General features: G+C 40.3%; 12 protein-coding genes and 1 pseudogene. 4 read left to right on the forward strand and 9 right to left on the reverse strand.

Annotation, left to right across the window (positions count from 1 at the left end; translation table 11 throughout):
- Window positions 1-144: 144 nt before the first annotated feature.
- The 5 genes from GJB62_RS06240 to GJB62_RS06270 form a co-directional block, all read right to left on the reverse strand.
- The gene (locus GJB62_RS06240) at window positions 145-777 is read right to left on the reverse strand and encodes a transposase (RefSeq protein WP_114082036.1); all 633 of its coding nucleotides are present in this window, start codon (window positions 775-777) and stop codon (window positions 145-147) included.
- An 86-nt stretch (window positions 778-863) separates the two neighbouring features.
- On the reverse strand, window positions 864-2,537 hold the full coding sequence (locus tag GJB62_RS06245; RefSeq protein ID WP_114082037.1) for a tetratricopeptide repeat protein: 1,674 nt from the start codon (window positions 2,535-2,537) through the stop codon (window positions 864-866).
- Window positions 2,534-4,549, reverse strand: coding sequence for a glycosyltransferase (locus GJB62_RS06250; protein WP_114082038.1), 2,016 nt, complete (start codon window positions 4,547-4,549; stop codon window positions 2,534-2,536). The genes GJB62_RS06245 and GJB62_RS06250 overlap by 4 nt, the downstream gene beginning before the upstream one ends.
- An 18-nt stretch (window positions 4,550-4,567) precedes the next feature.
- Entirely contained in the window at window positions 4,568-8,221 is a 3,654-nt protein-coding gene (locus GJB62_RS36930; protein WP_181852843.1) for a TylF/MycF/NovP-related O-methyltransferase, read from the reverse strand.
- 207 nt (window positions 8,222-8,428) lie between these two features.
- Window positions 8,429-8,854 (reverse strand): tetratricopeptide repeat protein, encoded by a 426-nt coding sequence (locus GJB62_RS06270; protein ID WP_114082039.1) that lies wholly within the window; start codon window positions 8,852-8,854, stop codon window positions 8,429-8,431.
- Window positions 8,855-9,763: 909 nt separating this feature from the next.
- Here GJB62_RS06270 and GJB62_RS06275 point away from each other — a divergent pair.
- Complete coding sequence (locus GJB62_RS06275) at window positions 9,764-9,982, forward strand: DUF4327 family protein (RefSeq protein ID WP_012407469.1); 219 nt, start codon at window positions 9,764-9,766, stop codon at window positions 9,980-9,982.
- A 94-nt stretch (window positions 9,983-10,076) separates the two neighbouring features.
- Here the strand turns inward: GJB62_RS06275 and GJB62_RS06280 are convergent, their stop codons facing one another.
- The 3 genes from GJB62_RS06280 to GJB62_RS06290 form a co-directional block, all read right to left on the reverse strand.
- Window positions 10,077-11,351 carry a protein kinase gene (locus GJB62_RS06280; protein WP_114082040.1) on the reverse strand — a complete coding sequence of 425 codons (1,275 nt, stop codon included), beginning with the start codon at window positions 11,349-11,351 and terminating at the stop codon, window positions 10,077-10,079.
- 202 nt (window positions 11,352-11,553) lie between these two features.
- Complete coding sequence (locus tag GJB62_RS06285) at window positions 11,554-13,545, reverse strand: serine/threonine phosphatase (RefSeq protein WP_114082041.1); 1,992 nt, start codon at window positions 13,543-13,545, stop codon at window positions 11,554-11,556.
- Between the two features lie 279 nt (window positions 13,546-13,824).
- Window positions 13,825-14,499: a basic amino acid ABC transporter substrate-binding protein gene (locus GJB62_RS06290; RefSeq protein WP_245246107.1), complete on the reverse strand. Its 675-nt coding sequence runs from the start codon at window positions 14,497-14,499 to the stop codon at window positions 13,825-13,827.
- Window positions 14,500-14,842: 343 nt separating this feature from the next.
- Here GJB62_RS06290 and GJB62_RS06295 point away from each other — a divergent pair, with 343 nt between their 5' ends.
- Window positions 14,843-16,042, forward strand: coding sequence for a PLP-dependent aminotransferase family protein (locus tag GJB62_RS06295; RefSeq protein WP_114082043.1), 1,200 nt, complete (start codon window positions 14,843-14,845; stop codon window positions 16,040-16,042).
- A 189-nt stretch (window positions 16,043-16,231) separates the two neighbouring features.
- Here the strand turns inward: GJB62_RS06295 and GJB62_RS06300 are convergent.
- Window positions 16,232-16,525 (reverse strand): annotated as a pseudogene (locus GJB62_RS06300) (ISAzo13 family transposase); the annotation flags it as partial.
- A gap of 406 nt (window positions 16,526-16,931) precedes the next feature.
- On the opposite strand from GJB62_RS06300, the gene cbiD reads away from it, so the two are divergent.
- Together cbiD and guaA are read left to right on the forward strand one after the other, a co-directional pair.
- Window positions 16,932-18,044, forward strand: coding sequence for a cobalt-precorrin-5B (C(1))-methyltransferase CbiD (cbiD, locus tag GJB62_RS06305; RefSeq protein ID WP_114082044.1), 1,113 nt, complete (start codon window positions 16,932-16,934; stop codon window positions 18,042-18,044).
- A gap of 224 nt (window positions 18,045-18,268) precedes the next feature.
- On the forward strand, window positions 18,269-19,891 hold the full coding sequence (gene guaA, locus GJB62_RS06310; protein ID WP_114082045.1) for a glutamine-hydrolyzing GMP synthase: 1,623 nt from the start codon (window positions 18,269-18,271) through the stop codon (window positions 19,889-19,891).
- Window positions 19,892-20,526 lie beyond the last annotated feature (635 nt).

Here is a 20,526-nt window from a genome sequence, read left to right on the forward strand (position 1 = left end):
ACTCAAGTTTCACAAAAAATTAAAACTTTTAGTTTGTAGTAAGGGCTTTAGCCCTGATTTTGAGGACTAAAGTCCTCACTACAAACTAAAAATAATATGTCAGTTGCGTAAGTCTTATAAGGGATTTAGCCCTCACTACAAACATTAAAAATTATCCCAATCTTTACCATAATCTTGGACTGGATATTGAGTCCAACAATCACGTAGCCATTGCCGTCCACAAGCTTTTAAATACCAGTGGACACTACTTTCTACCCAGTTATAAGGAGATTTGACTAAACTATGTTTAACTGGGTTGTAATGAATATAGTTAACAGTTGTATAATAATGTCTTTCCGAGCGAATAGCGCGATCGCTCCAACGATACCAAATTTTTCTCTTAGTAATATTGTCCTCTATATTCCATTGTCGAGAAAGCGCACCATGTATTCTACGAAATGATTCACCTAATACATCAAAATTTTCCACATAAACTAGTAGATGATAGTGATTAGGCAAAATAACCCAAGCACAAATTCTTAAGTTCGTAGTGAGCGCTTCAGCGCTATTCTCTTCATTTCCATCTCCACCAAACTTATCAAAAATTATATCTAGCAATTGCTGACGACGAGATTCAGTGTGTATATGATACCGATGTTCATAACAAGCTACCGTTAATAAATAAAATTGCTTATCTTGTACAAGATGTGGTGGAGAGTGAGGTGGATAACCCTGGCTTAAGCGATATTGAACTAGTTCAGCTTTTTGTTCTGCTGTGAGCTTCCGATATTCATACATAGATTTTTTTTAAGCACTGAAGTGCTTACTACAAACAATTAAAAAGTTCGTAGTGAGAACTTTAGTCCTCTTCTTTAATTACAAATTTAAGCACTGAAGTGCTTACTACAAACTTCTTTATAAAAGGCTTCTAAACCTACGACACAAGCCTTATCATCAAAAAGACGATCGTGATTTTGGCTCATTTTTTCGGCAATAATGCCTCGCCAAGACTGGTCTAGTCCCAATTTGACAGCAATATCGATGTACTCTGCTTCATTCTCAGCAATGGTATCTGTCACCCCCAGCATTTTTAGGAAGCTGTCAGAGTGACGACCCCGCATAAATTCTCCTGGACAAGTAACAATGGGGAGATTACAAGCGATCGCTTCTAAGCTAGTATTACCACCAGACCATGTAAATGTATCTAGATAAACATCTGAAAGTAAGTTAATCATTAGATAATCCAGTCGCTCTGGAATACTGAGAAACACACAATAATCTTCACTGTTCAAACCAATAGCAGCAAAAGCCCGCTTCAGGCGTGGCTGAAGTAAAGTACCACGCAAAAACACAAATTTAGCTTGCGGAATGCGATGAGCAATTTTTGCAAAAATAAAATCATATTGCGGTAGATACTTGAAAGGAGCTTGGCAGCATAGATAAATGACTGCATCATCTGGTAGCTGAAAGTCTGATCGGGTTTTGATAACTGGTGGAATATATGGTTTAGGATAAGAAACACCAATATTGGGCAAACGAATTAATTTTTCTGAATAATGCTCTTGGGCATTTTCAGGTTCCATTAACTCACTAGATAAAAAGTAATCAATTGTAGGTAGGCCCGTTGTCACCGGATGTCCCCAAGCTGTACATTGCACAGGCGCAAGCCGCAAACCTGCCATTTGCATCGTTTGCGGATTCATCCCAATTTCAGGAAAGACTAAAATGTGCAGCTTATCAGCAATTATCTGTTCACAGGCTGCCGATAAATTATGAGGAATATGGTGGAAAACATCACTATATTCTTTAAATTGTTCGGTAACTTTATCTGGTTCATTTCCTATGTAATAACAGTAGATTTCAAAGCTTTCATGATTGCTATGACGCAACCAACCTGTTAACCAAAGTGTTCCACTATAAGAATGCAGGTAATGTGAAATGTAACCAATGCGAATTTTTTCCTGATGCTGAAGTTTAGGTATTGATAAAGGTACACACCATTGAGGAAAGTTAGCAGCCATAATTTTATGTACTAACTTGCCATATTGACTTTGTAACTCTAGATCATTTTGTGCTTGATATGATAGGTAAAAGTTAGTGAGCCGACCTATACCTGCTAAAGCACTATTTTGCTCTTCTGTAGTTTGAAGAGACGTATGCTGAATTAAATATTGCAGTCCTTGAGTAAAGCGCTGACGATAAAAGTTAATTTCCTCTTTATTTTCGTATGTTGATGGAACTGTTAAATATTTGAGAATTTGAAAAGTATAATCATTAGGTAAGCATTTAGCAGCATTCTCTGCACTTAAAATTGCTTCTTGAATACGTCCATTCCGCCGCAAATCGATGATTAATGAAAAATGTAGTCTTCCATCTGTAGGGTAAAGCTTAATTCCTTCCTGAAGAGTATTAAAATATTCATCCAGTAGGTTTAACTGTCTATAGCAATGGCTTAAGTTCCAATAAATATCTGCATCAGTTGATTCGATTTCTATGAGTTTTTGATATTGCGCGATCGCTTCTTGCCATCTTCCCTGACTGAAGAATTTATTGCTCAAGCAAAAAAAAACTGTTCAGCTTGTGCTTCGCTAAAAACTTCTATATCGTAAGATGTCAGAGTTTCTGCTTTTGCTTGCTTCAGTGCGTTTGTATCTTCACATTCTAAAAGAATTCTTGCATAAACACGAGGTAGCAAAGCTTTCCATTGAATATCAGCCAAATTTCCAACTAGAGAAATTTCTAACCCTTCAGTAACATCTAAATCTTCTTCCACCAAAAGATTCATGACCACACTAGATAAAAACATTTCTGCATCTTCGACAGCCATATTAGCCGTATGGATAATTAGAGTAATTTTTTCGCTGTCAGGATGAGTTGCTAATGATTGAATCACCTGTTGTAACTCTAAACCTAGTTCATCTTCTGGTTGCGTCCAATCAGGGAAAATAATATAGTTAATTTCTCTCAGATTTAAGCTAGATAAATTAAATTCCGAATTTAATAGTGTTTGTAATCTTTTTCTCATCTCTTGAGCAGGAACAAAGTTAGGCACAGAATGACTTAGCTTATCTAACGCTTGTTGCAATATAGAACTTTCCTGAAGATGCTCTGCTACTTGGGCTAAATACCAAAATGCACGCCAATGATTACAACCAAAGTGAATGGAATTGATAAACTGTCCCATTGCTTCTGAAGTTTTTCCCTGACGTTCCAAGATTAACCCTACCCATAACCTTAAATAACCATCTTGGGGGTAGTGATTAAGATATTGAGCTACTCCACCCTCTCCTAATCCTAAAAGAGTAGAAGAATTACCTATTTTTTCATCAGCAGCAAATAATTGATTAATATCTTCAGAAGTTAAACTTGTAATAAATTGGGGTGCGGTATCTCCTATAGACTCAATAAATGTTTTTGAACCTTCAAATTGTGTAGGGATCTCAACTACATCAAGAAGAGATACAGGTTCATCTAACAAACTACCATCAACAGGAATACTCCATTGTCTCGTTCTTTTGGGTGTTTCCATCAAGCGGTGATAGATGGGATTTAGCTGTTTAGCAGCATTTTCTGCACCAAAGATTTGCTCGGCGTATTGCTTGGCATTTTTGCCTAGTCTTAATCTTTCTTGGGGATTGTGATAAAGGTACTCTAAGGCTTGACTGTATTCTAATTCACTATTGACAACTAAGCCTGTGTAGTTATCAATCACTAATTTTTTAATACCACCGTGGGGAAAAACTATTGCAGGTATTCCGGCGTACATTACTTCTTGTAAATTTAATTCAGCCGCAGCATAAGTATCTTCACATAACGGATAACCATAAACATCAAATTCAGAAATGACTGAGCTAATATCTTCGACAAAACCACGAAAATCAAATTTATTTAATGAGTCTAATGCTGAGGCTTGTTGCTGTAATAAATTAATATTTCCACCACCACAGAGAATAAATTTAACATGGGGGATATTAGCTTTAGCACTCATAGAGATATACTCAGGGTGCATTTTACTAAAAGCTAAAGATCCCATATAGCCAACATTAAAAGTATTGTGGGGTTTGGGTTGAATATTTTGAACTCTTTCAAAATCAGCCGCATCGTAAACCATGCCAACTTTTTTCTGTCTTATTTCTGGTGCTAATTGTCGCACTACGGGTAAGTCATAAGAATGGGGATTACAAGGAATAGCAAAGTCAGCATAATTAATTAAATCACGAGTAATCACCTGTGGGGCGCTATCTCCTGAAACATGAAACCAGATAATTAATCTTGTGGGCGGTAATTCTGAATGCAGAAAGGAGAAAATCTGGGGATTATTCCAGTAGTGAATATGCACTAAATCAGCTTCAGCAATTAATTTATTACGAGCAATTACGTCAGTTGGATTAACAAATTTCATCCCCCCTAATTCTGCTAATTCCACTGCACTAGGAGTAGCTTCTTTAAGGGAAATAACTTGATGTTGCAATTGCTCGTGTAAACGGGATGAATATTTAGAAATGGCAATCATGGAGCGAGCAGCACCACCGAGACAAAGAAAGTCAATAATATGTAAAACTTTAATCATGGAATTGAAATTTTTAATTTAATTACTAGGTTTACGATAGATTTTCAGAGAAGATAATACTCCCGGAATAATCGGTAAATAGGCTTGAGTTTGAGTTGGATCATCAGGATATAACAAAGGTAGTTCGATAATTTCGCAATGATAAGTATTTTCCATTAATTCTTGGCAAGCCTGTCTGATCCCAGGTTCATTTCCTCCATGATGAAAAAGGATTGAGGAACTATTTTGCTCATCTAGAGGAGGTAAATAATCATGGAAAATCATTAAGCCACCAGGAGCAAGTAAAGGATAATAGTTAGCAATATCTCGTTTCACACCTTCATAAGAATGATCGCCATCGACAAAAATATAAGGTGGATAGTTATGATCTCGCTCAAAGATAGTCTGTAATTGAGCTAAAGCATCATGAGAAAACATTCTCAAATGAGTAATTTTTGAGAGTAAGTTATCCAATACTAATTTTAATTGGGGGTGTAATCCTGGATCAATTGCCCATCCTTCTAAGTCATTATGCTCTCTGACTAGGGCTTTTTGATTCAAAAATAATGAACTTCCGGCAAAGGAGCCGATCTCCACAAAACGGCAAGGAGAAGAATTAGTTGGTAAAAGTTTACGCACAGCATAATATAGCTGAAAACGCTCATTCTTCGACATTTGACTTTGAATACCGTACTTCACAGGATCATCTTGGTCAAATTCTTCAATTAATGACTTTTCAAACACTGGATTAATGGAAAATTTGTGCGGGCAATTAAACCAAACTCCTGTACTGTCTATTTGATGAAGCTCAAATTTTAGTTGACGCTCGGCTTCAAATTCATGTAGGGCTTGACGACATCCTTCCCAAAAACCATAATCATCTACCTGTACAAATCCATCATTGGAAATGCGATCATAGAAATTATTAATTATGGTTTTAGTAGATTCGTACCAATCGCCATCCATGTGTAGAAAAGCAATCATCCCTACTCGATCTCTCATTTTTGGTAGGGTGTCTTCAAAATAACCTTTAACTAACTGGACAATATCACCAACGCCCAGTTTATTGCAGATTTCCTTCACACTAGTTTCTGGTGCGGCACAAGTACCTGTACCCCATCCCGTTACCTCAGCAAGAATACCATTAGACTTATCTTTTTCTGTCGGTGCTGGCATTCCATCAAAAGAGTCAAAGGCATAAACCCAACGGGGTTGTCTGGTATGGCGTTTAATCACTGCGGCTGCAAGGGCTGTTGAACCTCCGCCTGCAACTCCACACTCGACAAAGTTACCGGGGATATTTTCTAAACAAATTCTTTTGATGAGCGTAAATAGTGAATATAGTCTCGCCTCACTCAGCATTGTATAAGGTTGAATTAACCTATATAATTCTTGAAACTCAGAGTCTTGGATATTACTAGATACAAATTCAGGATATTGATTTAATAACTGATTCAGGAAGTTCTCGGCTTGATTATTCTCAGGAAAATAGCGTAGTTCTTCACGTAGGGATTGAATAGAAGCGGCGGGTTGTCTCATTTGCAAAAAACATTTTGCCCTTAAAAAATCTAAACCCATAATGGGCTGTTTTAAAGCTTTGGAATCATTTAGGATTTCAAAACATCCCGCAATCTGATTTTCTTCTAACAGATTGTTTGCTTTTTCAATAATGGGATGAACTGCTGTTGTATCTGAGTCCAGATTTTTTCTTAATTCTTTTCTTAGTATTATTCCCTTCGTGTGAGCCGGAGCATGATTAAGTAATGTTTCCAACGTTGCCAAAGCTTCAGTTATTTTTCCTTGTCTAGCTAATGCAACTGCCTTAACATAATTTATAGCATTATATTCTCGTATTGATGAATATATTGAATCTAAAACAACTTTATTTTGATTGTTATTTACCTTTGTAATAATTTCTTCCAGAGAAATATAATATTCTGGCTTTAATTTCATTTTATTAGCAGCACTACTAAATATAGTTTCCTCAGTAAAATTATCTGCCTGAGTATTTCTAATCATAAAAAGAGGATGTTTAAGGGGAAATTTCACAGCTTCTACTGTCATATTACCCAGCTTATTATTATCTGTAGTTGTGTGAGTACCTGAGCCAAAACCAATATTAGAAACAAGATTGATATTAGGTAATATAGTCAATGCGTTATTAATCCAGAGGGTATATTGCCAAATATAATCCCAAGTATTGAAGCCATCATAAACACCTTGGAATATTTTTGACCAGTAAGAAACTGCCTGCTCATTTTGCAAGACTTCATTAAGCCAATTATTATCTCTTAATTCTGTCCATAGTTGCATGGAATCATCATATTTTGTCCATGCACGTCTCCAACTAGCCCAGCCCCAACAATGACCGTAACGAGAAAAATAATAACTATATTCAGTTCTATTGCTTCCAAATTGGAAGTTATCACCCGAAATCATCATAATGCGTTCATCATCACGATATTTCTCTAATAATTCTTGACAGTAACGGAAAAAAGTTGGATGAGGGAGACAATCATCTTCTAAAATAATCGCTTCTTCTACTTGCTCAAATATCCAATCTAAACCACTACTAATTCTTTTTCGACAACCTAAATTAACATCAGAGTAATTAGTTAATACTTCACATTCCCAATCAACTTGATTAATAATTGCTCTGGTAGCAGCACATTTTTCTGCTTCTGCGAGTTTATCGGCTCTTGCTCCATCTGCTACAACTAATAATTTAGGTGGTTTAGCTTGGCGGATGGCTTCAAAGACTCTGGTAGTAGTTTCAGGGCGATTAAATATTAGAAAAGCAACTGGTGTTGTTAACTGCCAATTATCTTCATATTCATAATTGCTCATTTCTGTAGCTTTGGGGCTAGTAATTTGCATACAAGATTTACCTAAAACAGATTTTTTTTCGCTAGGTAATGAATTAGTTTCTAGAATTTCTGTTGATTTGAAAAAAAGAGAAGTACAGTTTTTATAAACATAGCCCGGAATGAATCCCCAAAAATCAATTTTTTTATACCCTAGTGATGAGAGTAATCGTAGCGATGAATCATAGCGGTGATCGTCTGTATTATCAAAAATTAGTAACCCATTCTGTTTGAGCTTATCTAAACTATTTTCTAAACAACCATTACGGTTAATACCATCAACTACAATGACATCAAAATATTTATCTGGATATTGTAGAATAAAATCAGCATATTTTTGTTCATCTAATTCTAACTTTAACTGTACATTCAGGGGCATTTGCTGATAAATTTGATTAAACCAACCCTCATCACTTTCAATCGATATTACTTGTTGAACTTTATCTGCCCACCATAAAGTTGATTGCCCTCCTCCAAATTCAAATACTGAAAAATCTCTTTTAATCTTATCTTCTAAAAATTCAATTGCTGGATAAGTGTACCAAGGAATAGGTAGATTTTGTGCATTAACTGGTTTTCCTTGGGAGAGAGAATTTAACCAGCCAGAAATCTCTAGATAATTAGTACCTGGAATTAAATTTGCTGATATTTCTTGCCAATTTACTGATAAGAGAAGACAGTGTGCCAAACTAATAGACAATCCTTGTTTTGCTAATTGAGGATTATCCCTAAATATTGCTTTATATAATTTAATAGCTTCGGAAAACTGCTGGTTGTTAAAATATTGATTTGCTTGATTTAATTGATTTTCTATAGAGGCATTATTCATATAAACCTTAGTTCCTTTTAACTGCCTATTGCTATGTTTAGCATCTTCTCAAATGCAAAATTTATAGAACTGCTGAATACAGTAAACAACTCTAAGCGCGATCGCTTTCCCCCTCTCTCTTCTTCACATCCACCAACACAGTCTGATAATCCTACCTGTTAGGATGCAATTTCACCAACCTCTCCATTAATGCGATCGCACCCTTTATTAATTAGACTTCGGCTCGTTATTTGTCTGGGAATCGCTCTTTCCCTTTTCTTTCTTAATCTGCTCTAAAAGAACTTTGTAATTTGGTCTGTCAGGGCGTAACTTCACCAACTTTTCCAAAGGTTGAATAGCAGCCTGAGTATCTTTCAACTTTAGCCGCATATTTACCAATCCCTCCAGCGCTGTTAGGTTTTCTGGTTCCCTTTGTAAAACCAACTCGTAACCCCGTGCTTGTTGCTGTAATACTGACTCAGCAGAAGGAGATGCAATTACTGGCTTAGGTTGACTAGCCTGTTGGATTGCCGGAATTACTGCAAACACTGTAGAACCGACAAACGACACTAACGACACTATCGTGACTATCTTTTGTCGCCGTTCAATCTGTTTTTTACGGGTAATTACGTATTCTTCCCCCGAACCAGCCATACCTCACATACTTGCTGTGGTAAATACTTAGGTATCAGCAAGCCTCCCGTTTTGAGGATACCCATCTGCTCAACAGAAACTAACATCCTGGCTAAAAATTTTTTACACAAACTTTAAAAGCTGACTCTGAAGACGAGGGAATTTTATGGTAAGCCCATGCTGTACAAACAATTTTGCTATGCGTAGTTTACCGCCGTAGGCATCGCTCCTATTGCTTCCAAGCAAAAACCTCTCCTACTCCTAAACAAAGCCCAACCCTTCAGGTCTTATTCTTTAGGCGGAAAATTAAAATTATATAAATATTTGCGATGATTCTGCCTAATTCCAGATGTTTGCGATATTCTAAATAACATTTAAATAGAAGCAAAGGATATTTCTACTAAATTGCAAATTCCGCTTGTCAGGCAAAAATTTTCAACCTGGCCTGTGTCACAGTAGGTTGTTCAACAAGCAAACATATTTTTTAGAATTTTCCCAGTCGCCCTCAGTCTCACTACTTAGCACAACTTCCAGAAGGACTAATTATTTTCGTAGGTGTTGACAACAGATATCTTACAAAAGGTACTGTTGCACTCTCGTGCTTAAAGGCTAGAAGTTAAGGGGAAAAATAACACGGGAAAAGGTTAAAGGGGAAACAGAAGCATCCTTTATCTTTTAACCCTTACCCTGAACTTTTGTCTGGTTTCTGCAAAAAGTTTTAGGACTACTTGGTAAAATTGGAGTTTTGTGGTGGTAATTACCGTACAAAACCGAATTTACCAGTAATTTAGTAGAGTTTGTTATGGTATAGTTAAAAAGTTAAGACTAGCTTTACCAAAATTACACCACTCTACGACCCGGCAACAATTGCAGAATGGGAAGCAGTTTTAATTAAGTATTTACCAACAAAATCTGAATTCAATCGAGGTTATGACTCAGCAAGTGATTCACCCGATGGTGAAATTGCAGCGCAACGTGCAATCACTCATAGAATCGAATATTATCAAGCCAAGTGATAGCATCTGGAAAATCGCTTTGCTCTATGGTAATGAATGGCAGCACTGGAAACAGGAACTGCTAGACTTTGGCTTTAGTATGCAAGACCCAGTTAGTGAACTGCTAGCTGTAGAAACTTGGGATGAAGAATAGAGGATAGGGGATAGGGGGTAGGAATTTTTAATATTCACCACTCCCAATTACCCCTTATCCTCAGAGGGTACCTCACCTTCCCCATTTCTACTTCCTAAACTTTACAAGCAGCTAAGGCCGCAGCTAATTCCTTTGCAGTTTGGTAGCGATCACGTGGTAATGGTTCTGTAACGCGATCAATCACATCTCTTAATTGGGAACTGATGGTGGGAACTTTTGCCACATCAAACCTGAAGTTGCGCCCCTTTTGGCGGTAATACTTAAACGGGTTTTCGCCTGTGAGCAGAAAAATCAGCGTTGGCCCAATTGCATACAAGTCAGATTGAGTCAAAGGTTGTCCTCGTTCTTGTTCAGGAGCGCAATAACCTTCTGCACCAATCCGGGTACCGGGCGCTGTGCCAATTTCCTTAACTGCGCCAAAATCCAGTACTACTATGCGATTTAGTGAACTTCGCACCATTAAATTGGCGGGTTTAATATCGCGGTGAATTAGTGGAGGTTCTTGGCTATGAAGATATTCTAAAATATCGCAGGTTTGGATCATCCAAGCGATCGCTTGGCTTGGCGTAACTGGCCCAGTTGTATAGACACGTTTCTCTAAATCTTGTCCGTGGATTAGTTCCATTGCCAAGTATTTTTTTCCGCCTTCGACAAAGAAGTCGTAATACTTGGGTATTCCCGGATGGTTAAGGGATTTGAGAGTATGCGCCTCCCGCTCAAATAATTCTTGAGCTTTGGCAATTTTTGCCATATCAGCATTCATTTGCTTCAACACCAGCAGTTGTGGGATACTCCCAATCTGACCAGACCCATCCCAAGCGAGATAAGTAGTACCCATACCTCCTTGTCCGAGAGTTCGCAACACCTGATAATGACGAATTTTCTGTTGCACTGAAAGAGGTTGACCGCAGTGGATGCAAAACAGATTGTTCGGGGAGTTCCCTTCATGCGTACAAGTGTATTGACCTTGGGCTGAATAGACTGTTGCAACGGCGTTTTCTTCTGTTCCTTGTATTTGTTGTAGCGATCGCAAACCAGTTTCCAGTACTGTTACTTCCTGAATTTGGAATTGCAGTATTGGGCCTCCTTGTGCTAGTTGCAAAAGGGAATTATCTGGTAACGGACTCTGAATCACAAGGACACCGTTGAGGAAAGTCCCATTTGTACCCTGACTAATCAGCCGCCAACCACTGCCATTGTCGGCAGAACCAACGTGTCTCAGTTCTAGATGATGCCGCGAAACTAAACTATCAGTTAAAACAACGTGATTATCTGTTGCTCGACCAATCCGAATTATGGAAGAGTTCTCAAAGCACCACTGCTGGAGGGGCGTTTTCTGTTGCGGTTCTAAGAGAGTCAGACTAACCACAATACAACCTACAAGGTAAATGGATTAGGGAATGGGGGATGGGGTATGGGAAAATGGGAATTAGGCATTAAACTATATGTAAATTAGGTCTCAGCCCCTGATTTATAAGGGTTTAAGGTTAATTTGAAGATATATCTACTGGGAATTAGTGATTCTTTTTATTACCCATTCTCAATTACCCATTCCCAATCCCCATTTATTTTTAACTTTCCAAATTTGGGCGTACTTTTGCCCGAATAAGTATACCAGTAATGTTGTCGTGACCATTGTATTGGTTTCCTAAATCAATTAATTTGGTAACACCTTGTTCTAAGTTAGCGCCCGAACTAAGCAAGGGTTCTAAATGAGTCTGCCAATGGGTTTCTAGTAAATCATTATCTGATAGACCGTCCGATGCCAAAAGCAGAAGAGTATCTTCATTAATCTCAAAAAAGCCTACATCAGGATTAATCGAATTTTCATCACGAGGCCCCAAAGCTTGGGTGAGTTGGTAGGCATCCGGGCGGGCGTAAGCTATGCTTGCTTCTACTCCTCGGGTAATTTCCCGTTGGCCAACTTCATGATCTACTGTGACTTGTTCTAGTCCCCCCTTACGCGTCAAGCGATAGAGACGGCTATCTCCCACATGAGCAACTGCTGCTTGAGTATCTTGAATTAAGAGCATTACTAGAGTTGTACCCATACGCCCTACTCCAGAACGGGCATCTTGTTGATTGAGCTTGTAAATCGCCTCATTAGCTAAATATACTGCCTCACGAATGCTATCTTCTGTTGGCAATTGATTGGCAATCCAGTGTTCTTGAAAGTATTGCCGTAGGGTGTTGACTGCTAACTCACTGGCTATCTCGCCGCCAGCATGTCCACCCATACCATCGCAGAGAATATACAAACCATGCCCTTCTAGAACTCGACTTTTAGGGAACTCCAACTTTTGAATTTTGGTTTCAATACCAAAGTAGTCTTCATTATGATGACGTTGACGGCCTACATCTGTGCGTCCTGCATCTTCCAAGCTACTTAACTGCATCGCCAGCACAACAGTTGGCATATCATCAATTTTGCTAATGATATCTTCTGGTTCGTCTGATTGCTGCATAGTCGGCACAGTAGTATTGTTCTCCTTTATTGGGGGCAAAGTTGCGGTTCCTAGTGCTTCCAGTTCAATAGAGATTTCCTCCAAACGCGATCGCAATTGTGCGATTGTGTGAATCTTACCTACATCTAAATCTCCCAACATCTGGACTACAGAGCCAAATTGAGTGCGTTGAGACTGCCTAAATAGTGCTTGCCAAACTCGCCCCAAAGCTTGAATGGTTAACGGCTCCTCTGGAATAGCAGATGTTTGGGCTTCGGCATCTTCTGGGGACTCGCTGACAGACAGAGAACTTGATGATTCCACATACAATCTTTGTAGCGCCAGCGTTTGGTCTTCATCCAATCGCAAATTTGATAAATCTAAAAGGCTTTGACGACAATTTACTGGTTCCAACAATGCCCAAAGTTGGGTCATTTGATAACACCAGTGTAAAATTTTTAACGAACTTGTTGTCTCTTCTTGCCATAAGTCAACTAAAGGCTGCCAATTTGAGCGGTCTTCAATTATCACTACCTGCATATCCCCCTGCTGCCATGCATCGTGAATCAGTGGTATCTCGCGCTGATTTTGAGAGTGTAAGGCAATATAAGGTTTCGCAAGGTGAGGAATTCCAGTTGCATCTACTGATGGCGTTAGTAAATCGGATTGCTGACTTGCTAGTATTGCCTCAATTGGTGATATTTGATACGGCTGGCAGTCTAGAACTCTCACACCTGTAACAGTAATGGTGGCAGTTTCCGTTTGGGTAGGTAGCGGATCTAACAATTGATAGCGCTCTTGGGAGTCTAAATAAGAGCCTAATGCATGAGAACTAAGGGATAGAGGAGATAACGAGGATATTGCTTCTTCATCTCCCTCTAATCCCACATCTTCCTCATCTGTCTTTACTCCCAAAGCTTCCCCAATCGTTTCTTTAGCAATAATTGCCCAAAACACTGTTCCACATTCCGTGCCACAGTTGTGACAAAGTAGTGCATTTACAGGTACATCTTCGGCGCTGCATTCAGGACAAACTTTGTGGGTCAGGGATGTGCCACAGCTTTGACAGAATTTATTGCTTTTGGGGTTTTCAAATTTACACTGAGGGCAAATCAGCATAGTGGAAGTTCCTTTATTCGCGCTCCAAGGTGCTTCTAGCCACTAAGATCAAAGGTGCCACAATTGGCTGTCCCTGACTAAAGTAGACTTACAAGAGATTGTAGTTTATCAATGAATTTTGGTGGCAGTATTAATTGTGACGCATATTAGATAAATATTTAATATATTGGCAACCAATTGCTTATGAATGGGGAATGGGGATAGGAGGCAGGGGAAGCAGGGGAGCAGGGAGCAGGGGAGTAGAGGAGAATACCAATGCCCAGTCCCCAATGCCCAATGTCAAGAGTTTGGCAATTGCGGGGGTTCTGCATTAAACCATTTTTGATAAATTTGCTTGTAAGTTCCATTGGATAACAAAGTCTCTATACCTTTGTTTATTGCATCTAAATGGGGGGAGCCTTTAGGTGTAGCAATCCCGTAGTATTCTTCAGTCAGCAAATCGGCAACAACTCTGATGCCTTTGAGTTTGCCATTTTTAATCGCATACAAAGTTGCAAAAGCATCGCTAACCACAGCATCAACGTTGCCATTGAGCAAGTCCTGGAAAAATTCTGGCCCAGAATTAAAAGTACTAATTTTGGCGTTAGGGATGGTTTTGGCAAAATCTGCCCCAGTAGAACCAATTTGTACAGCGATTTTTTTACCTTTGAGACTGTTGAAGTCTTGAATATTTTGATTGTCTTCGCGGACAGCGATCGCTAGTCCGGCTTTAAAATAAGGTCGTGAAAAAGCAATTGTTTTCAGGCGTTCGGCGGTAATGGTGATTCCGCTAATTGCCGCATCAACTCTTTTAGCTTGTAAAGTCGAGATCATGCCATCAAAAGGTAGACTTTCAAATTGGACTGCAAAACCTGCTACTTTAGCTAGTGCATTCATCAAATCAATATCAAAACCTTCCAAGTCCCCGCTAGCCTTTTGGATTTCAAAAGGGACAAAGGTGGGATCTGTCGCCACCCGAAGAGGTATAGCATCTGAGTTATTAGTAGGATAGAAATTTTTACAGGCAATAATCAGTAACAGACAGCCTAAGCTTAAAATTAGCTGCTGCCACTTGAGGTTAAATAATTTAACTGTAGTAATTCCGTTCTATCAGTCAAGATTCACGATAGTTGTCATGATGTTATAAGAAAGAATACATCCGTCAGCAGCCACAATCCACCATGAATGCTGGGCGACTAACGAAAGTTTAAGATCCCACTCTCGTTAAAAGTTGAGATCAGAGGAAGCTTCCAATCTCGCTTTTCGCCAATTACCTTCTTGTGTGTTCTGTACTCTGATTTCCAATTTTTAACTACTTATGGTTTCTACAACCCCTGCTTACCGAATTACTGATTTGTTCGCCGAACGCGCAAAGAACCTTGCACCACCAACTTACGGTACAGAATTAAGCAAAATTGTTACCGTCAGCTTTGCCTACGGTCTAGCCGATCCAATTCTCTTTCCTCACACTGACTTGGCTGCTGCAAGTGCCGTTGTGCTGGCAGAAGAGGCTCCGATCGCTCTCAATTACGGCCCGCCTTCCGCTCAACTGTATGAGCAAATTATCCTCCGCTTGCAGGCGAAGGGAATTGCTGCCGATCGCGATCGCCTAATCATTGGCTACGGTTCTGGTCAAATTCTCGGCTTGCTACCAGATGTGTTTGTGGAACCTGGTGATGTAGTAATTGTCGAAGGGCCAACCTTCTTGGGAGTAGTTACCAGATTTGTCCACGCTGGCGCACGCATAATTACCATTCCTGTGGATGAGTTAGGGATGGATGTAGATGCGCTAGAAGTAACATTGAACGATTTAAAAAAACAGGGCATCCGTCCCCGATTTATTTATACTATTCCCACCTTTCATAATCCCACAGGTGCTACTATGCCGTTATTTCGCCGCCAAAAACTGGTAGCATTAGCGGCTGAGTATGGCGTTCTAATCGTGGAAGACGATGCTTATAGCGATTTGCGCTTTCGAGGGGAAACTATGCCCTCCCTGGCAACTCTCGACCAAGAGGGGTGGGTATTATATGTGAGTACCTTCTCAAAAATTATTGCGCCTGGTATCCGGCTAGGCTGGGCTTGTGGCGATCCAGCGATTATTGAGCGGCTGGCGATGTTCAAAAGTGAGGGGCCTGTGGGGCCATTTGTCAGCCATGTAGTTGCCCGCTATTGTGCTACAGGGAAACTAGACAATCACATTCAAGAGCTAATTGCCTGCTATAAACATAAGTGCAATTTGTTATTAGAAGCGATCGCTCAAGAGTTTCCCAGTGATGTAGTTGCTCTGCGTCCCGATGGCGGCTTCTTCGTTTGGTGTAAATTGCCACCAGATATCAGCGCTAAAGCACTTCTGATGGCTGCTGGTGAACACGGCATCAGTTTTCTGCCAGGGACTCGCTGCTACGCCAATGGACAAGGGGATGATGCCATCAGGTTAGCTTTTAGCTTTCAGCCAACACAGAAGATTGTTGAAGGAATCGCTACATTAGGAGCGGTATTGCGCGGATTGAGGTAATTCGTAATGACGCTCTCTATGAGATGCTCTTGCTAGCTTGCTTCTCCCAAAAATCGAGATTTGGAATTTGTTAAATATCAACCGTAAGACACTTTGGATTAATCTCCACACCCACTTGACATTTTAGCGATCGCTTTTAGGGCAATATAGTTCAGTTAAGAGAACTCCACAGAAAAGATGATCCAATAGCTATACTGGTTTAGCAAAAATTTCCACAAACCATTTTTTGAGATTGGGGAGTCGGTTAATCTGGGTTTCAATTTCTTCCATAGCTGAAGTTGTAAGTTTAACTCCTGTGGAGTAAACTTTTTCTACCAGTGTGACAACCGGATTTTTCCCCTTAAATGTGAGAGTTTGGGCAAAATTCAGTACGGTCTCAACGGTGTCAAGTAAACTACCATTCCAATGCTGTTCTAACCAACCTCATCTTCGTTCTATTGGGTTGTATTTGCTATGATACGGCGGATAATAAGCAAGTTGTAACTGATGTAAAGAGATTTTAGGTTCTCGGTGAGTTGAATGACGGATACGGCGGGGTGGTTCCTGGTTCAACGAATCGGTAGACTGTCGCGCTGCCTACCGCCTCTCTCTCTTTCCCACGAGCCGCTACTACAGTCTCGGTTTTCGGGTTGTGTGTTCGGTTTTTCCAGGACTCTTTTAGCCCTTTAATCTCTTTCTCTTTTGCCCTCTACTCTTTTTTCTTTACCCTTCTTTTGCGCGAAGCGCGTTCAAAATTTTTTCATATTTCTTCCATCGGCAATCAATAAATATTGCGCGATCGCTCATAGGGGTAACTGACCCCTACAATAGTTTTTTGGGACAGGCATCGGTAAACGGGGCGGTTCCTGGAACAACTTTGAAGAATTATTTTAACTTTTCAATTTACAAAATGTCCCGTTCTGGATACACACTCCCGGTTTTTGCGTGTGCTGCTGCTGTTGCAGCTTTACACTGGTTACACGATCGCAAACCCCTAACTCTAGCCTCAGTAGATTTGATTGAACCGGCTCAAATCGCCGAAATCCCAATTGAACAGGTAGCAGGATTATCTGAGAATACAGCTTTAGCAATTACCCGCAGCGATCCCGGTGATAATCTTGACCTGACTAAAGATACACCGATTTGGGCATTGGTGGAATGGCGAGAAGCGGGGGAGACTGTAATTATTAAAGGCGGGGAAGGGATTGGCAGACAGATGAATGCTGATGACAAACCTGCTATTTATGCTTATGCTCAAAGGCTTTTAAAAGAAAACTTGCAACGAATACTAGCACCAGGGGAAAAAATCACGGTGACGATTATTCTACCCGAAGGGCGATCGCTAGCTGTTCGAACTTCAAATTCTGCTTTTGGTGTGGTTGAAGGACTTTCGCTTTTAGGCACAACCGGTATTTCTCAACCTTTGAGTACGCCAGATCAGCTTGCAGTCTTTCGGGCAGAATTACAAAATAAAGCCAGTCGTTTTGAGAGTTTAGTATTCTGTATCGGCGAGAATGGACTAGATTTAGCGCGTAAACTAGGGATTAATCCCGAACAATTGGTCAAAACTGCTAACTGGCTCGGCCCAATGTTAGTAGAAGCTGATGTGCTAGGCGTGAAAGAAATTTTATTATTTGGCTATCACGGTAAGCTGATGAAATTGGCGGGGGGAATTTTTCACACCCATCACTACTTGGCTGATGGACGGCGGGAAATTTTGGCCGCGCACTGTGCGATCGCAGGTTTAAAATCACCAGATATCCAAGCTGTATTTAATAGTGCTACCGCCGAAGCAGCACTAATATATCTAAAATCGCTAGATGCTTCAACCGACAGTGATTGGGTAAATCAAGTTTACAGTGCGATCGCAGAAACTATCGATGTTCGTTCCCAAGAATACATTCAAAGCCATAGCGAAAGGGGCACAGAGGTTACAGTCTGTGGCTCAATTCTCTTCGATCGCGATCGCAAAATTATCGTGAAGAGTAAAACTGCTGGTCTGTTGATGGGAAAATTATGTTAATTTATTATGAATAATCGTAAACAATCCAAATAAATAATCTTTTAAGTAACCACTCTAGGGTAAGTTTATCGTTTTCATACCATCTCTAGCTCCGGGACTAGACCAACGCACATAACCTCGCGTTTGTCTAGGGCTTCTATACCATTATCAGCCTAAGCAGGCTGAATAATAGCATCACCATAGACCATAAAGCATCTATCCTTAACAGACATAACACTTCCATCATGAATACAGTGGTGACTCTACCGACAGAACAAGCGCCCCAAACATTGGAAAATGTTGGGCGACTTGATCGCCAATTAATTATAATTCTGGACTTCGGCTCTCAATATTCTGAGTTGATTGCCCGTCGCATCCGCGAGACTCAAGTATACTCTGAAGTTTTATCCTATCGCACTACTTCTGAACAATTGCGCCAACTTAATCCCAAGGGAATCATTCTCTCTGGTGGGCCGAGTTCGGTTTATGGTGACAACGCTCCCCATTGTGACCCAGAAATCTGGAATTTGGGAATACCCGTCTTGGGTGTTTGCTATGGGATGCAGCTAATGGTAAACCAACTCGGTGGTGAAGTGGCAAAGGCTGACCGAGGTGAGTACGGCAAAGCATCATTATATATTGACGATCCCACAGATTTACTTACTAACGTCGAAGATGGCACTACTATGTGGATGAGTCACGGAGACTCAGTTACCCAAATGCCATCAGGGTTTGAATTGCTGGCACATACAGAAAATACCCCCTGTGCTGCGATCGCCGACCACGAAAGGAAACTTTACGGGGTTCAATTCCATCCAGAGGTGGTGCATTCTCTTGGTGGCATAGCATTAATTCGTAATTTTGTCTACCATATCTGCGATTGCGAACCCACTTGGACAACTGCGGCTTTTGTTGAAGAGGCAATTCGGGAAATTCGCACCAGAGTTGGCGAGAAGCGAGTGCTTTTGGCACTATCTGGGGGAGTTGATTCTTCTACCCTGGCGTTCTTGCTGTATAAAGCCATTGGTGAGCAACTAACTTGCGTGTTTATCGATCAAGGCTTTATGCGAAAGTATGAGCCAGAGCGATTGGTAAAGCTGTTCCAAGAGCAGTTTCACATTCCTGTGGAGTATGTGAATGCACGCGATCGCTTTTTAGCTAAGGTTGCTGGTGTTACAGATCCTGAAGAAAAACGCCGCCGCATCGGACACGAATTTATCAATGTATTTGAGGAAACCTCCAAGCGCCTTGGTCATTTTGACTATTTAGCTCAAGGGACTCTTTATCCAGATGTCATCGAATCTGCTGACACCAATGTTGATCCCCAAACTGGTGAACGGGTAGCGGTAAAAATTAAGAGTCATCACAATGTTGGCGGTTTGCCGAAAGACCTAAGATTTAAATTGGTGGAACCACTGCGGAAACTATTTAAAGATGAAGTCCGCAAAGTTGGGCGTTCCATTGGTTTACCAGAAGAAATTGTCCAACGACAACCTTTTCCTGGGCCTGGTTTGGCAATTCGCATTTTGGGGGAAGTTACATCAGAGCGGTTAAATATTTTGCGCGATGCTGATTTGATTGTGCGGCAAGAAATTAACCAACGCGGTATGTATCATGATTTCTGGCAAGCATTTGCTGTATTGCTGCCAATTCGTAGTGTTGGCGTTATGGGTGATCAACGTACTTACGCTTACCCCATCGTCTTGCGAATTGTTACCAGTGAAGATGGCATGACTGCTGATTGGGCCAGAGTCCCTTACGATGTCCTGGAAGTGATTTCCACGCGGATTGTGAATGAAGTGAAAGGGGTGAATCGGGTGGTTTATGACATCACCTCTAAGCCACCTGGAACCATTGAATGGGAGTAATTAAGTTTTGAGTTGAGTTAACTAAAAGCTCATCACTCTTTCCGATTATTCAGGTTCTTTGCAGTAATTTAGATTCACATATTTTAAATGGCAATGCCGAGCTGACTCGTTTTGAGTTTTGGCATTGTCTATTTTTTTGGCTATAGCTTTGGTAAGCTACTCTACATTTCAATACTTCTCGGTTAAGGGGAAAAGGGGAAAGGGAAAAGGGAAAGAAAAAACCTTTAACCCTTACCCTTTAACCTTTTCCCCAAACCCGATTCCGAGTTAAAAATGCTTAACCGAGCAGTATTGACTCTACATTTAACTTAAATAGCGCCGTGTGCAACTTTCTTTCAAACCTAACCCCCAACCCCTTCCCTTGTAGGGAAGGGGAGCAATAATCAAAGCCTCTCTCCGTTTCGGGGAGAGGTTTTGAGAGGGGTTCTAAGAATAAGTTGCACATCGCGTTAAATAGTTATGGCGGGTAGGATGCCTATCCTACAAGAGCTTGATTTAATTTATGCAATCTAGATGTTTTTAGATTTCTAGCAAAATGTCATAGTTGCTAAATTTAAAAGCCCCAGCAAAATCGCAAGTTTTTCGTAATAAAATAGGCAGCGATTATCAAAAGAAATTTGTAAAATCAATTATTT

This window comes from Nostoc sp. ATCC 53789, from assembly GCF_009873495.1.
GTDB lineage: Bacteria > Cyanobacteriota > Cyanobacteriia > Cyanobacteriales > Nostocaceae > Nostoc > Nostoc muscorum_A.